The organism is Blastochloris sulfoviridis, from assembly GCF_008630065.1.
In the GTDB taxonomy this organism is placed as follows: Bacteria; Pseudomonadota; Alphaproteobacteria; order Rhizobiales; family Xanthobacteraceae; genus Blastochloris; species Blastochloris sulfoviridis.
The window spans coordinates 120,113-133,488 of record NZ_VWPL01000007.1 but is presented as its reverse complement, the minus strand read 5'-3'; the positions used below and the strand labels follow the sequence as shown (position 1 = coordinate 133,488).

The following is a 13,376-nucleotide window of genomic DNA, read 5'->3' as shown; positions in this document are numbered from 1 at the left end:
CGCTTGATCCCGTTTTGACCAGGACCCGAAAGGCACACGCGTGCAGGTCATCGTTCGCGACAATAATGTCGATCAGGCTCTCAAGGCGCTGAAGAAGAAGATGCAGCGCGAGGGCATTTTCCGCGAGATGAAGCTTCGCGGCCACTATGAGAAGCCTTCCGAGAAGAAGGCGCGGGAGAAGGCGGAGGCCGTGCGCCGCGCCCGCAAGCTGGCCCGCAAGCGCGCCCAGCGCGAAGGCCTGCTCCCGAGCAAGCCGAAGGTGCTGCGTCCGGGCATGGGCGGCCCCGGCGCCGGTGGCATGAGCCGCGGCCCGCGGCCCTGAGCGGACAAGCCGCGCACCGCGGCCCTGAGCGAACGAGTCGCGGCCGGGCCGGCCGCCAGCGCAGTCTCCGCAGACGCGGGAATACCGGTTTCGCGGACGGGAATGCGCCAGCTCAAGGACCGTTTCCGGTCTCCCGAAGGGGTCGACCGGAAACCCGAAGGGAGCATCCGCCCGGTTCAGCCGGATCGGCGGATGCCTTGGCGTGACGATCGGCTCCGCCGGCGCGGACATGTCGCGCCGCAAGCATATTTTGCCTGACAGGCGGGCCGGCGCCCCGAGAACGCCGCATTGTCGATCGAACACCCCGTGATGAACACAGCGATGGATATTCGCCTGCGCAGCGCCGTCCGGCGTCTGGCCGTGGCGGCGGCGGCCGGGCTATTGGTCGCCGGCTGCCAGACGGTCGGCGTCGGCGTCGGCGCCGGCAGCGATGACGAAGACCTCAGATACGCCGCCTCGACCAACCTCCAGTCGCTGACGGAGGTGGTGCAGCGCAATCCCAACGATCCGCAGGCCTTCAACATGCGCGGATCGGTGTACGGCCGGGCCGGCCAGTACCAGGAGGCGCAGGCCGACTTCAACCGCGCCATCCAGATCGATCCCAACTACGCCCAGGCCTACGCCAACCGGGCGCTGGTGTACCAGAAGATGCGCCGGCCCGATCAGGCACTCGCCGACTACAACGCCGCCATCCGCATCGACCCGTCCTATTCGGCGGCCTTCGTCGGGCGCGGCACGGTCTATCGGCTGCAGGGGCAGGCCAACCAGGCGCTGGACGATTTCAACAAGGCGATCGAGCTGAAGCCGGACAACGCCCAGGCCTACCACAATCGCGGGCTCGTCTATCAGGCCCAGGGCCAGCACAAGTTCGCCATCGACGACTTCACCACCGCCATCGGGCTGGCGCCGAACGTGTCCGAGCCGTTCGTGGCGCGCGGCATGTCCTACATGGCGCTGAACGACCCCAAGATGGCGGCCGACGATTTCGACGAGGCGGTGACCGCCGACGCCGGCAGCATCGACGCCTGGGTGGCCCGCGGCCAGGCCTATGAGCGGATCGGCGACAAGGAGAAGGCCGCCGGCTCCTACGCCAAGGCGCTGAACCTGAACCAGAACAATTCGGCGGCGCGCGACGGCTTCCAGCGCGTCGGCGGCTCGTTCGGCCGGCAGTACCAGCTCTTCAACTGATCCGAAGCCGGCGTTCCGGGCCGGGAGCCGCGCTCTTTCCCGCGCCGGGGGAGCGGGTGGCTCGCGCCGTCGGGTCACCGGCCGCCGCGTCATTGGCTATCGCATCACCGCCCGCCGCCGGAGAGCCTCCAGGGCGTCCGTCGAGCTGATGGACCTGGGCTGATGATCGGCTAAAGCATTCTCCGCAAAAGTGGGAACCGGTTTTGCGAAAGAGAATGCACCAACTCAAGAACTTGGAGCGTCAGCTTGATCCAATCAGATCGGCGGGCGCTCTAGTTTGCGTGGCCGGTCGGAAGGGTCGTTCGACGCATGCTCTATGACGCTCTGAAAGCTCTGCACATTCTCGGTGTGGTGATCCTGCTCGGCAATGTCACCATCACCGCATTCTGGAAGGCATTTGCCGACCGAACCCGCGATCCGGTGGTGATCGCCTTCGGCCAGCGCCTGGTCACGATCACCGATTTCGTCTTCACGGCCACCGGCATCGTGCTGATCTATATCGGCGGTTTCGGCGCGGCGTGGGTGGGCGGCCTCGACCCGTTCGCGCCGGGCTGGCTGCTGTGGGGACAGATCCTGTTCGCGGTCTCGGGCGCGATATGGATCGTCATCCTGATCCCGGCTCAGATCCGGCTTGGCCGGGCCGCCCGCCGCTTCGCCGCCGGCGGCTCCATCCCGGACTCCTATTGGCGCGACAGCCGCCTCTGGCTGACCTGGGGCATCATCGCCTGCGTGCCCCTCGTCGCGGCCGTTTGGGTGATGGTCGCCAAGCCGGGATGAGCCGGCGCATCCCGGCGGCCGGCCATCCCTGGCAATGCAGGTCTCGCCAGACATCGCTGAATTGACGATCGCCCCGCGCAATCCAAGCGCGGCCGGCGAGACGCCGCTGAGATCCGACCGCGCCGTTCGAGCGTAAGTCGAAACGGATTTCCGCCGCGGATGCCGGTGCTTCGACGAGACGGCCACTTGGCTGCGCGGCTCCACGACGGAGCGAAACCATGGCGCGGGTGCTGATCATCGGAGCCAGCCGGGGAATCGGGCTTGAGGCGGTGCGCCAGGCGCTCGATGCCGGGCACAAGGTGCGCGCCTTCGCCCGCTCGGCCGGGCGCATAGACCTGTCGCATCCCGCGCTCGAAAAGGTGAACGGCGACGCGCTCGCGAGCGCGGACGTCGCGGCGGCGGCGAAGGGCGTCGACGCCATCATCCAGGTGCTCGGCGTCGGGGCCGGACAACTGTTCCGCCCGGTGCGCCTGTTCTCGGACGCGACGCGGATCCTGGTGGCCGCGATGGCGGCGGTGGGCGTCAGGCGGCTCATCGCGGTCACGGGCTACGGCGCCGGCGAAAGCCGCAGCAGCATGAGCCTCCTCCAGCGCGTGCCGTTCCAGGTGCTGCTCGGCCGCGCCTATGACGACAAGGACGTCCAGGAACGCCTGATCCGCGCCAGTCCGCTCGACTGGACCATCGTCCGGCCGGGGGCGCTCACCAATGGCCCGCGCACCGGCCGCTACCGCGTGCTGGTCGATCCCGCGACGTGGCGCTACGGCGTGATCTCGCGCGCGGACGTCGCCGACTTCCTGGTGAAGCAGATCGAGGACCGCAGCTTGCTGCGCCAGGCACCGGTGCTGGCGTGACCGCAAAATTACCGGCAATCTAACGAGAAGCACAAACAACCGCCGAAATAGTCCCCGGAAACACCTAGAATTGCGCGGCGTGCAGGTCTTGAATTGACGTTGGGCGACCTCCGCAAGGTGGCCGCTCGGGTGGGCAAACTGAATCGGTGACGGTTGCTCAAATTGCGAAGCGACCGCACGACGAAGACGCTGGCCCTTGCCAGTTCAAGCGATCTGCTGCGCGCATTATGACTGACATAGTTTCGACGACGCCTTGGTCATCGGAACGACTAAAGAAAACGGACTGGGCCGATTGCCTTTCGCGGGTTGCGGATTACGTATTTTCTTGGAAGCCTGCCTGCCCTGCCGCGATACCGACGCCACCCTGACCGGCCCCGCCGCCGCATCTGATCACCGCAAGGAGAGACCCTCTGACCATCGCCCCCAATCCTCAGCACTTCACCGTTGAGGCCGATGACCGCCCCCATGCGGTGATCATCGGCGCCGGGTTCGGCGGCCTTGGCGCCGCCGTGCGGCTCGGCGCCCGCGGCTATCGCGTCACGGTGGTCGACCGGCTCAGCGGACCGGGGGGGCGGGGCCGCGGCTTCCAGCAGGATGGCTACACCTTCGACGCCGGCCCCACCCTCGTCACCGCCCCTCACATGTTCGAGGAGCTGTGGGAGCTGTGCGGCAAGCGGATGTCCGACCACGTGCCGCTGGTGGCGATGGACCCATTCTATCGCGTCATCTTTGCCGATGGCTCGACCTTCGAGGCCAGCCAGGACACCGACAAGGTGCGCGCCGAAGTCGCCCGGCTCTCGCCCGCCGACCTTGCCGGCTGGGACCGCTACATGGCGCGTGGCGAGGCCAGTCTTCGCGAGGTCTATCTGCGCGTCCACGACACGCCGTTTCGCACGATCTGGGACATGTCCGTCGTCTTGGGCGGGCTCGTCCGGCTCGAAGCCTACCACACGGTCTACGGTCTGGTGTCGCGCTTCGTGAAGGACGAGCGCCTGCGCCAGGTGCTGTCGTTTCATCAGCTGTTCATCGGCGGCAACCCGTTCGCGGCCAGCGCGTTCTACAGCCTCATCACCCACCTGGAGAAGAAGTGGGGCGTCCATTTCGCCATGGGCGGCACCAGCAGGCTCGCCGATGGCATCGCCGACCTGATCCGCGACCAGGGCGGGGTGCTGCGCTTCGGCGAGGACGTCCAGGAGATCACGCTCAAGGGCCGCCGCGCCACCGGCGTCAGGCTGGCCTCGGGCGAGGCCATCGACGCCGACATCGTCGTGTCGAACGCCGATTCCGCCTTCACCTACGGGCGCCTGCTGCCGTCCCACGCGCGCCGGCGCTGGAGCGACAGGAAGCTCGACCGCGCGCGCTACTCGATGAGCCTGTTCCTGTGGTACTTCGGAACGAGCCGCCAGTGGCCCGAGGTGCAGCACCACACCATCCTGATGGGGCCGCGCTACCGGGAGCTGATCGAGGACATCTTCGTCAGGAAGGTGCTGGCGACCGATTTCAGCCTCTATCTCCATCGGCCCACCGCCACCGATCCGTCGATGGCGCCGCCGGGGTGCGACAGCTTCTACGTCCTGTCGCCGGTGCCCAATCTGCAGGGCGACGCCGATTGGACGAAGGTCGCCGAGCCCTACCGACGCGCCATTGAGGAGCGGCTCGACCAGACGCTGCTGCCGGGGCTGAAGACGTCGGTGGTGACGTCACGCACCGTGACGCCGCTGCATTTCCGCGACACCCTGCTGTCGCCGCACGGCGCCGGGTTCGGGCTGGAGCCGGTGCTGACGCAAAGCGTGTATTTCCGGCCGCAGTCCTGCAGCGACGATATTGACGGCCTCTATCTCGTCGGCGCGGGCACGCATCCGGGTGCCGGGCTTCCGGCGGTGCTCGCCTCGGCCAAGATTCTCGACAAGGTGGTGCCGGATGCGAGGCTGCTTGCCCGGCAATGAGACCGCTGCGGGCAAAGCATGCCTTCGGGCGTTTCGCCGCCCGCGGCCGGCGCGGCCGAAACCAGCGGCCGGCGTTCGCTGGGGCTGGTATCAGGTCTGGCGCTCGACCAGCAGCCGCTTGATCTCGGCGATGGCCTTGGCCGGGTTGAGGCCCTTGGGGCACGCCTTCGAGCAGTTCAGGATGGTGTGGCAGCGGTAGAGCCGGAACGGATCCTCGACATGGTCGAGGCGCTCGCCGGTGTACTCGTCGCGGCTGTCGATCAGCCAGCGATAGGCCTGCAGCAGCACGGCCGGGCCGAGATAGCGGTCGGCGTTCCACCAATAGCTCGGGCACGAGGTGGTGCAGCAGAAGCACAGGATGCACTCGTAGAGGCCGTCGAGCTTGGCGCGGTCCTCGTGCGTCTGGATCCACTCCTTCTCGGGCGGCGGCGTCACCGTCTTCAGCCACGGCTCGATCGCCGCGTGCTGGGCGTAGATGCCGGTGAGATCGGGCACCAGATCCTTGACCACCGGCATGTGCGGCAGCGGGTAGATCTTGATGACGCCCTTCACCTCGTCCATGCCCTTGGTGCAGGCGAGCGTGTTGGTGCCGTCGATGTTCATCGCGCAACTGCCGCAGATGCCCTCGCGGCAGGAGCGGCGGAAGGTCAGCGTCGGATCGATCTTGTTCTTGATCCAGATCAGCGCGTCGAGAACCATCGGCCCGCAGTCGTCGCGATCGACGAAATAGGTGTCGATGCGCGGGTTCTGGCCGTCCTCGGGGTTCCAGCGATAGACGTGCAGCTCGGTGAGGTTGACCGCGCCGTGCGGGTGCGGCCACACCTTGCCATTCGTGACCTTGGAGTTCTTCGGCAGCGTGAACTGGACCATCGGTCCCTCGTCTTGAAGTCGTTGCGGGCGGTGGCCGCGCGTCAGGTGACGCGCTCATTCGGCTCCTGGAGCATTCTCCGCAAAAGCGGGTACCGGCTTTGCGAAAGAGAATGCGACAACTCAAGTCCTTGGAGCGTCCGCCGTGTTCAAGCGTATCGGCGGGCGCTCCTGCCAGCGCGTCAGTAGACGCGCTTTTTCGGCTCAATGTACTCGACGTCGGTGGACAGCGTGTAGGTGTGCACCGGCCGGTAATCGATGGTCACCGTCCGTTTGACCGGGTCGGCCCACAGCAGCGTGTGCTTCATCCAGTTGGCGTCGTCGCGGTCGGGATGATCCTCGCGGGCGTGGGCGCCGCGCGATTCGGTGCGGTTTGCCGCCGCCTCCATCGTCACCGTCGCCTGGGCGATGAGGTTGTCGAACTCCAGCGTCTCGATCAGGTCGGAGTTCCAGATCAGCGAGCGGTCGGAGACCCGGATGTCGTCGGCGGCCTGCCAGACCTGATGGATCAGCGTCTTGCCTTCGGCCAGCACCTCGCCGGTGCGGAACACCGCGCAGTTCGACTGCATCACCTTCTGCATTTCGAGGCGCAGCTGCGCGGTCGGCGTCGAACCGGAAGCGTGGCGCAGCCGGTCGAGCCGGGCCAGCGCCGGCTCATAGGCGTCCTTGGGCAGCGCCGCATGGCGCGCGCCGCGCTCGGTGGTCTCGGCGCAGCGCGCCCCCGCGGCGCGGCCGAACACCACGAGGTCGATCAGCGAGTTGGAGCCCAGCCGGTTGGCGCCGTGCACCGACACGCAGGCGGCCTCGCCGATGGCGAACAGGCCCGGCACCACGTGGTCGGGGTTGCCGTCGATCTTGGTCAGCACCTCGCCGTGATAGTTGGTCGGGATGCCGCCCATGTTGTAGTGGACGGTCGGGATCACCGGGATCGGCTCGCGCGTCACGTCGACGCCGGCGAAGATCTTGGCGCTTTCCGAGATGCCGGGCAGGCGCTCGGCCAGCACTGCCGGATCGAGATGATCGAGGTGCAGGTAGATGTGGTCCTTGTTCTTGCCGACGCCGCGGCCCTCGCGGATCTCGATGGTCATCGAGCGCGACACCACGTCGCGCGAGGCGAGATCCTTGGCGGAGGGCGCGTAGCGCTCCATGAAGCGCTCGCCGGATGCGTTGACGAGATAGCCGCCCTCGCCGCGCGAGCCCTCGGTGATCAGGCAGCCCGAGCCGTAGATGCCGGTCGGGTGGAACTGCACGAACTCCATGTCCTGCAGCGGCAGGCCGGCGCGCAGCACCATGGCGTTGCCGTCGCCGGTGCAGGTGTGGGCGCTGGTGGCCGAGAAATAGGCGCGGCCATAGCCGCCGGTGGCCAGCACCGTCTTGTGGGCGCGGAAGGCGTGCAGCGTGCCGTCGTCGAGCTTGAGCGCGATCACGCCGCGGCAGGCGCCGCCGTCCATGATCAAATCGAGCGCGAAATACTCGACGAAGAACTCGGCCCGGTGCTTCAGCGCCGCGCCGTACATGGTGTGCAGCATGGCGTGGCCGGTGCGGTCGGCGGCGGCGCACGTGCGCTGGGCGATGCCCTTGCCGAAATGCGTGGTCATGCCGCCGAACGGGCGCTGGTAGATCTTGCCCTCTTCGGTGCGCGAGAACGGCACGCCCCAGTGCTCCAGCTCGTAGACGGCGGCCGGCGCGTTCCTCACCATGTACTCGATGGCGTCCTGGTCGCCGAGCCAGTCGGAGCCCTTGACGGTGTCGTACATGTGCCAGCGCCAGTCGTCCTCGCCCATATTGCCGAGCGAGGCGGCCACGCCCCCTTGCGCCGCCACGGTGTGCGAGCGGGTTGGGAACACCTTGGTGACGCAGGCCGTGCGCAGGCCGGCCTGCGAGCAGCCGACCACCGCGCGCAGGCCCGCGCCGCCGGCGCCGACCACCACCACGTCGTAGGAATGCTCGACGACCGGATAGGCCGTGCCGTTGATCGAAGGCGCGGTGGCGCCATTGGAGCCGTTCGTGGCCATGAAGCTCAACCCCCGAAAGCGATCTTGAGAACCGCGAACGCCCCCGTGGCGCCCAGGGCGTAGCTGAAGAACGTGTTCGCCATCAGCGCGCCGAACTTGATCGGCTCAGAGTGGACGTAGTCCTCGATGATGACCTGCATGCCGATCTTCATGTGATGGGTGCCGGTGGCGATCGCCAGCACCAGCGGAATGGCGAGGAGCGGGTTGGCGAGCCACTGCAGCACGCTCGCGTGGTCCTTGCCGGCCAGGAACACCAGCACGCCGACCAGGACAAAGGTGAGCGGGATCAGCGCAACGCCGGTGACGCGCTCGGCCCAGAAATGTTCGGTGCCGCGCTTGGCCGAGCCGAAGCCGCGGGCCCGCGCCATCGGCGTGCGAATCGAGGAGTTGGATCCGGACATGGTGGCCTCAGCGCAGGAAATAGGCGGCCGCCCAGACGGCGGCGGTCAGGGCACCGGAGAAGACGAACGAGGCCTGGGTGAGCACTTCGCGCGCCACCGGGCCGAAGCCCCGGCCGAAATCCCAGATGAAGTGGCGGATGCCGCCGGCCATGTGCTGGAACAGCGCCCAGGTGTAGCCGATCAGCACGATCCGGCCGGGCCAGGTGCCGAACGCCCAGTTGACGAGATCGAACCAAGCCGGCGAGGTGGCGGCGGCGACCAGCCAAGCCACCAACAGCAGCGTGCCGACATAGAGCGCCGCACCGGTGATGCGGTGCAGGATGGAGCTCATCATCGTCAGCATCGGCCGATAGATCATCAGATGCGGCGACAACGGCCGTTCGACGGGGCTTCGCACCTCTGCCATTCCTTCAACTCCTGGCTCTGCTCGGCTGTCGGCGGCGACGGACGAACCTGACGACCGGACCAGCAACTGCCCCGTCAGCCAAGGCGTCCTGACGACAGTGACGTGTCAGGCCGTTGACATTGTTCACAGTTGACGGCCCGGCGGCCGGCTGCGGTCTCGACGCTTGAAACGCTCCCCGCCGCCGGCGGGATCCCGGCATGCGCCGTGCATCACTTCGCCGAACACGAAGGTGACGGATGCCATGTGGTCACGCAATCTGTTTTTTGTCTAAGATGCCTTCGCCTCTGACGAAGGGCCCCTATGCGGTTCGACCTGATCGATCTCGACCTGTTCCGCCATGTCGCCGAGGCCGGGAGCATCACCGGCGGGGCGGCGCGGGCCAATCTGGCGCTGGCGGCCGCCTCCACCCGCCTGCGCAAGATGGAGGCCTCGCTCGGCGCGGCGCTCCTGGTGCGCGGCCGCCAGGGGGTGACCCCCACCAATGCCGGCCGCACGCTGCTGCAGCACGCCCGCGTGATGCTGGCCCACGCCGATCAGATGAACGCCGAGCTTGCCGCCTATTCCGGCGGGCTTGCCGGCCAGGTGCGGGTGTTGTCCAACACCAACGCCCTGACCGAGTTCCTGCCCGAGGCGCTGGGCGCCTTTCTCGCCGCCAACCCCAAGATCAGCGTCGAGATCGAGGAGCGGCTGTCCGATGAGATCGTGGGGCTGATCGCCGAGGGCGTCGCCGATATCGGCATCGTCGCCGGCACGGTCGATACCGGCTCGCTCGAAACCTTCCCGTTCCGCTCCGACCGCTTCGTGCTGGTGGTGGCGGCGGGCGATCCCCTGGCGGAGGAGGGCCGCGTCACCTTCTCCGACGTGCTCGATCATGATTTCGTCGGGCTCGACCGCGCCTCGGCGCTGCAGCGCTTCCTGGCCGACAAGGCGGCGCGCATCGGCCGGCAACTGCGCCTGCGGGTCCAGCTGCGCTCATTCGACGCGGTCTGCCGCATGGTGGAGTGCAAGGTCGGGCTCGGCATCGTGCCGCAGAGCACGGCGATGCGCGCCATGCGCGCCATGGCCATCCGCACCGTCGCTCTCGACGACCCCTGGGCCCAGCGCGAGCTGACCATCTGCGTGCGCAGGATCGCCGAGCTCGCGCCCTACAGCCGCCGGCTGGTCGAGCATCTGCGGGACCAGCCTGGGCTGGACCTGCCGCCCCTTTCCTCTCCCCTTGCGGGAGAGGGTGCCGAGCGATCCTGAAGATCGCGAGGCGGGTGAGGGGGATACGGTTTCCGGCCGCACTCACCGCGGCAGCAGCACCCAGTAGTCGAAGTCGAGGATCACCGCCGGGTCGTAGTCCTCGCCGGTCTTGTCGGGGAACAGCGTCGTCGGCTTGTCCTTGGTGGCTAGCGTGCGGATGCGCAGCGCGCCGACATCGCTGCGCACCGGCAGCGGCTGCTTGTCGAGAACTTCCGACCACGCGAAAACCGTCTCGCCGGCGAACAGCGGCGCCACGTGCCGGCCGCCATTGATGGCGGCGACGTGGAAGGCGTTGGCGAGCCCGTTGAACGATAGCGCGCGGGCGAGCGAGATGACGTGCCCGCCATAGATCAGCCGCCGGCCGAACCGGCCCTTGCCTTCGGAATACTGGTTGAAATGCACCTTGGCGGTGTTCTGATAGAGACGGGTAGCGATCTGGTGCTCGGCCTCCTCCACCGTCATGCCGTCGACATGGTCGATCCGCTCGCCGACCTCATAGTCGTCGTAGCGGTAGGGGCTGCCGGCCAGCGCCTCGTTCCACTCGGCGGTGTCGATGCGCGGGCAGGCGGTGCCGAGCGCGCCGGGCGCCAGCGCCTTGGGCAGGGTGGGGACGTGCTGCTCGACCACCGGCGCGCTCTCGTCGCGCTTTCGCACCATCACCCAGCGCACATAGTCGAGCACTTCCTCGCCGTGCTGGTTGAAGCCGGTGGAGCGGACATAGACCACGCCGGTCTTGCGGTTGGAGTTCTCCTTCAGCCCGATCACCTCGGACACCGCATGCAGCGTGTCGCCGGGATAGACCGGCTTGAGGAAGCGGCCGCCGGCATAGCCGAGATTGGCGATGGCGTTCAGCGACACGTCCGGCACCGTCTTGCCGAACACGATGTGGAACACCAGGAGGTCGTCGACCGGGCTTCTGGGATAGCCGGCCGCCGCGGCAAAGGCGTCCGACGACTGCACCGCGAAGCGCATGCCGTAGAGCGCGGTATAGAGGCTGACGTCGCCCACCGTCACCGTGCGCGGCACGGCGTGGCGGATCATCTGGCCGAGGCGGAAGTCCTCGAAGAAATTGCCGGCAGAGGTCTTGGGGTGCATGGCTCAGGCTCCCTCGCGGGCGGCGATGGACGCGGCGATGGCCACCACCCGGCGCGCCATCTCGGCGTGCAGGCGCTCGACCATCCTGCCCTCGACCTGCAGCGCGCCCTTGCCTTGCGCTTCGGGCGCATCGAACGCGGCGATCACCGTGCGCGACCATGCGACCTCCTCCGCGGTCGGCGAGAAGGCGGCGTTGCAGGGGGCGACCTGGTTGGGGTGGATCAGCGTCTTGCCGTCGAAGCCGAGGTCGCGGGCCTCAGCGCATTCGCGCTTGAAGCCCTCCTCGTCGGCGAGCGCATTGTAGACGCCGTCGGCGATGTCGAGCCCATTGGCGCGGGCGGCGGCGAGGCAGGTCATCAGCCACGGCAGCATCGGTGCCCGGCCCGGCAGCCAGCGGGCGCGGGTGTCCTTGGCCAGATCGTTGGTGCCCATCACGAAGCCGGCAAGCCGGGTGAGGGGATCGCGCGCCGCGTCGGCGATCTCCAGCGCCGCCAGCATGGCGCGCGGCGTCTCCATCATCGCCCACACCCGCGTCGCCTCCGGCGTGCCGGCGTCCTGAAGCACCCGGCCGATGCGGACGAGGTCCTCCGGGTCGGACACCTTCGGGATCAGGATGACGTCGGGGGCCGCAGCCGCTGCGGCAGCGAGGTCGGCCGCACCCCACGGCGTGTCGAGGCCGTTGATGCGGACGAACACTTCGCGCAGGCCGAAGCCGCCGGCCTCGACCGCGGCCGCAACCTGGGTGCGGGCGACATCCTTGGCGTCGGGCGCCACCGCGTCTTCGAGGTCGAGGATCAGGCAGTCGGCCGGCAAAGTGCGGGCCTTTTCCAAAGCGCGGGCGTTGGAGCCCGGCATGTAGAGCACGCTGCGGCGCGGACGGAGAGACGTGGCCATGGCGAATGGTTCCGGTCGGTCTTATGGGTCGGTGGACCCTAGCCGCGCCGGTCGCGATCGCAAGCCCTCCTTAGGGGTGAGGGCGCGGCGGCCGCCTGTCGGAACCACGGCGCTTGCCCCTCAAGGCCCGGCCGGGGCGGGCAAATGGCCCGCCGGCCACGCGGTCAGCGTCGGCGGGGCCACGTGTTCAGCGGCGGCGGGGCCGCTTGGGCTGGCAGAACACCTCGTAGAGCGCGCCCAGGATGACGCGCACATCGTCCGAGGCGAGGCTGTAATAGATGGTCTGGCCGTCGCGCCGGGTGGTCACCAGCCCATCGAGCCGCAGCCGCGCGAGCTGCTGGGACACGGTGGCCTGGCGCTGCGACAGCAGTTCCTCGAGCTCGCCGACGGACTTCTCGCCCTCGGCCAGCATGCACAGGATGACCAGCCGGGACTGGTGGGCCAACGCCTTGAGGAAGTCGCTCGCCTCCTGGGCGTTGGCGAGCATCATGTCGGAATCAAGCGGCGTCTTGATTTGTTTCAACTTGGGAGACGGCATCTTGTCCTCAGACCGCCAGCAAAACTAGATCACCTTCATTTCGGTGTCAAAGAAAGCGGGTGGCAATGCTGGCGTCCAACGTCGGTTGTCGGAAGCGCGCTCGTCTGCCGGGCGCGCCGAGCCCTCCGGTCGAGGGCTTCATAGGAATGAATATCAAAATTATTAAATATGCTGCACTGCGTCAAGCCGCATCGCGGCCGGCGGTGCCGGCCACCGGCGCCGCGTCCGGCGGGGCGCTGTCCGGCACTGTGCGGCCGGGGTGCGGGTCGTTGATGCGGTGGAGGATCGGGCGGGGCGGCAAGGCGTGGCTGCGAGAGGAGGGTGCGGCGGCAATGCCATTCGGAGCACCCGCAAATCGGCACCGCGCCCCGCACCGTCGTTCGCCGGCCATGGTCCGATAGCTGGGCCCTTGCTGCGGATCCGCCGCCGTCTTGGCCGGGCTTGTCCCGGCCATCCGCGTCTTTGCTTCTACGGTCCTCAGGACGGCGGCGCCACGAGATAGTTTGCCGGCGAATTATATGGGCTGTTCGGTTCACCCGCCCGAAAGGGTGCCGGCTGCCAAGCCCACCCGAACGCGGCAGCCGGCGCGGCGCTCAGCCGGTGTGCTTGATGAGGAAGCGGTAGACGCCGTCGGCGGACGACGATTCGACCAGCTCGTTGCCGGTCGTGCGGCAGAAGGCGGCGAAGTCCGCCACCGAGCCGGGATCGGTGGCCAGCACTTCGAGCGTGCCGCCCGAAGGCACCTCCTTCAGCGTCTTCTTGGCGCGCAGGATCGGCAGCGGGCAGTTGAGTCCCTTGGCGTCGAGCAGCTTGTCGGCCATGAATTTTCCT

14 protein-coding genes are annotated in these 13,376 nt (G+C 68.0%); 6 read left to right on the top strand and 8 right to left on the bottom strand.

Annotated features, from left to right (window positions below; all coding sequences use genetic code 11):
• The first annotated feature begins 40 nt into the window (after positions 1–40).
• The 5 genes from rpsU (at position 41) to crtI (ending at position 5,084) form a co-directional block, all read left to right on the top strand.
• The gene (gene rpsU, locus F1193_RS05975; protein ID WP_150096767.1) at positions 41–322 is read left to right on the top strand and encodes a 30S ribosomal protein S21; all 282 of its coding nucleotides are present in this window, start codon (positions 41–43) and stop codon (positions 320–322) included.
• Between the two features lie 309 nt (positions 323–631).
• A complete protein-coding gene (locus F1193_RS05970) occupies positions 632–1,510 on the top strand; it encodes a tetratricopeptide repeat protein (protein WP_150096766.1) in 879 nt (292 codons plus the stop codon).
• A gap of 309 nt (positions 1,511–1,819) precedes the next feature.
• Complete coding sequence (locus F1193_RS05965; protein WP_150096765.1) at positions 1,820–2,287, top strand: DUF2269 family protein; 468 nt, start codon at positions 1,820–1,822, stop codon at positions 2,285–2,287.
• 218 nt (positions 2,288–2,505) lie between these two features.
• The gene (locus F1193_RS05960; protein WP_150096764.1) at positions 2,506–3,138 is read left to right on the top strand and encodes an NAD(P)-dependent oxidoreductase; all 633 of its coding nucleotides are present in this window, start codon (positions 2,506–2,508) and stop codon (positions 3,136–3,138) included.
• A 410-nt stretch (positions 3,139–3,548) separates the two neighbouring features.
• A complete protein-coding gene (gene crtI, locus F1193_RS05955) occupies positions 3,549–5,084 on the top strand; it encodes a phytoene desaturase family protein (RefSeq protein WP_150096763.1) in 1,536 nt (511 codons plus the stop codon).
• 90 nt (positions 5,085–5,174) lie between these two features.
• Here crtI and F1193_RS05950 read toward each other — a convergent pair whose 3' ends face one another.
• The 4 genes from F1193_RS05950 to sdhC form a co-directional block, all read right to left on the bottom strand.
• On the bottom strand, positions 5,175–5,954 hold the full coding sequence (locus F1193_RS05950) for a succinate dehydrogenase iron-sulfur subunit (protein WP_150096762.1): 780 nt from the start codon (positions 5,952–5,954) through the stop codon (positions 5,175–5,177).
• Positions 5,955–6,133: 179 nt separating this feature from the next.
• Positions 6,134–7,966 (bottom strand): succinate dehydrogenase flavoprotein subunit, encoded by a 1,833-nt coding sequence (gene sdhA / locus F1193_RS05945; RefSeq protein WP_150096761.1) that lies wholly within the window; start codon positions 7,964–7,966, stop codon positions 6,134–6,136.
• Between the two features lie 5 nt (positions 7,967–7,971).
• Complete coding sequence (gene sdhD, locus F1193_RS05940; RefSeq protein ID WP_150096760.1) at positions 7,972–8,367, bottom strand: succinate dehydrogenase, hydrophobic membrane anchor protein; 396 nt, start codon at positions 8,365–8,367, stop codon at positions 7,972–7,974.
• Between the two features lie 7 nt (positions 8,368–8,374).
• Positions 8,375–8,773, bottom strand: a complete 399-nt coding sequence (sdhC, locus tag F1193_RS05935) for a succinate dehydrogenase, cytochrome b556 subunit (RefSeq protein WP_150096759.1) — start codon at positions 8,771–8,773, stop codon at positions 8,375–8,377.
• Positions 8,774–9,073: 300 nt separating this feature from the next.
• Between sdhC and F1193_RS05930 the strand changes: the two genes are divergently transcribed.
• Positions 9,074–10,018, top strand: a complete 945-nt coding sequence (locus F1193_RS05930) for a LysR substrate-binding domain-containing protein (RefSeq protein WP_150096758.1) — start codon at positions 9,074–9,076, stop codon at positions 10,016–10,018.
• Positions 10,019–10,060: 42 nt separating this feature from the next.
• On the opposite strand, the gene F1193_RS05925 is transcribed toward F1193_RS05930, so the two are convergent.
• The 4 genes from F1193_RS05925 to F1193_RS05910 form a co-directional block, all read right to left on the bottom strand.
• On the bottom strand, positions 10,061–11,113 hold the full coding sequence (locus tag F1193_RS05925) for a MaoC family dehydratase (RefSeq protein ID WP_150096757.1): 1,053 nt from the start codon (positions 11,111–11,113) through the stop codon (positions 10,061–10,063).
• Positions 11,114–11,116: 3 nt separating this feature from the next.
• A complete protein-coding gene (locus F1193_RS05920; protein WP_150096756.1) occupies positions 11,117–12,007 on the bottom strand; it encodes an HpcH/HpaI aldolase/citrate lyase family protein in 891 nt (296 codons plus the stop codon).
• A gap of 187 nt (positions 12,008–12,194) precedes the next feature.
• On the bottom strand, positions 12,195–12,545 hold the full coding sequence (locus tag F1193_RS05915; RefSeq protein WP_150096755.1) for an ArsR/SmtB family transcription factor: 351 nt from the start codon (positions 12,543–12,545) through the stop codon (positions 12,195–12,197).
• Between the two features lie 593 nt (positions 12,546–13,138).
• The gene (locus F1193_RS05910) at positions 13,139–13,366 is read right to left on the bottom strand and encodes a sulfurtransferase TusA family protein (RefSeq protein ID WP_150096754.1); all 228 of its coding nucleotides are present in this window, start codon (positions 13,364–13,366) and stop codon (positions 13,139–13,141) included.
• Positions 13,367–13,376: the final 10 nt, after the last annotated feature.

Coding starts and splice junctions, on each gene's coding strand:
- F1193_RS05970 (WP_150096766.1), top strand. CDS start 632: ATGAACACAGCGATGGATATTCGCCTGCGCAGCGCCGTCCGGCGTCTG.
- F1193_RS05965 (WP_150096765.1), top strand. CDS start 1,820: ATGCTCTATGACGCTCTGAAAGCTCTGCACATTCTCGGTGTGGTGATC.
- F1193_RS05960 (WP_150096764.1), top strand. CDS start 2,506: ATGGCGCGGGTGCTGATCATCGGAGCCAGCCGGGGAATCGGGCTTGAG.
- F1193_RS05950 (WP_150096762.1), bottom strand. CDS start 5,954: ATGGTCCAGTTCACGCTGCCGAAGAACTCCAAGGTCACGAATGGCAAG.
- sdhA (WP_150096761.1), bottom strand. CDS start 7,966: ATGGCCACGAACGGCTCCAATGGCGCCACCGCGCCTTCGATCAACGGC.
- sdhD (WP_150096760.1), bottom strand. CDS start 8,367: ATGTCCGGATCCAACTCCTCGATTCGCACGCCGATGGCGCGGGCCCGC.
- sdhC (WP_150096759.1), bottom strand. CDS start 8,773: ATGGCAGAGGTGCGAAGCCCCGTCGAACGGCCGTTGTCGCCGCATCTG.
- F1193_RS05930 (WP_150096758.1), top strand. CDS start 9,074: ATGCGGTTCGACCTGATCGATCTCGACCTGTTCCGCCATGTCGCCGAG.
- F1193_RS05925 (WP_150096757.1), bottom strand. CDS start 11,113: ATGCACCCCAAGACCTCTGCCGGCAATTTCTTCGAGGACTTCCGCCTC.
- F1193_RS05920 (WP_150096756.1), bottom strand. CDS start 12,007: ATGGCCACGTCTCTCCGTCCGCGCCGCAGCGTGCTCTACATGCCGGGC.
- F1193_RS05915 (WP_150096755.1), bottom strand. CDS start 12,545: ATGCCGTCTCCCAAGTTGAAACAAATCAAGACGCCGCTTGATTCCGAC.
- F1193_RS05910 (WP_150096754.1), bottom strand. CDS start 13,366: ATGGCCGACAAGCTGCTCGACGCCAAGGGACTCAACTGCCCGCTGCCG.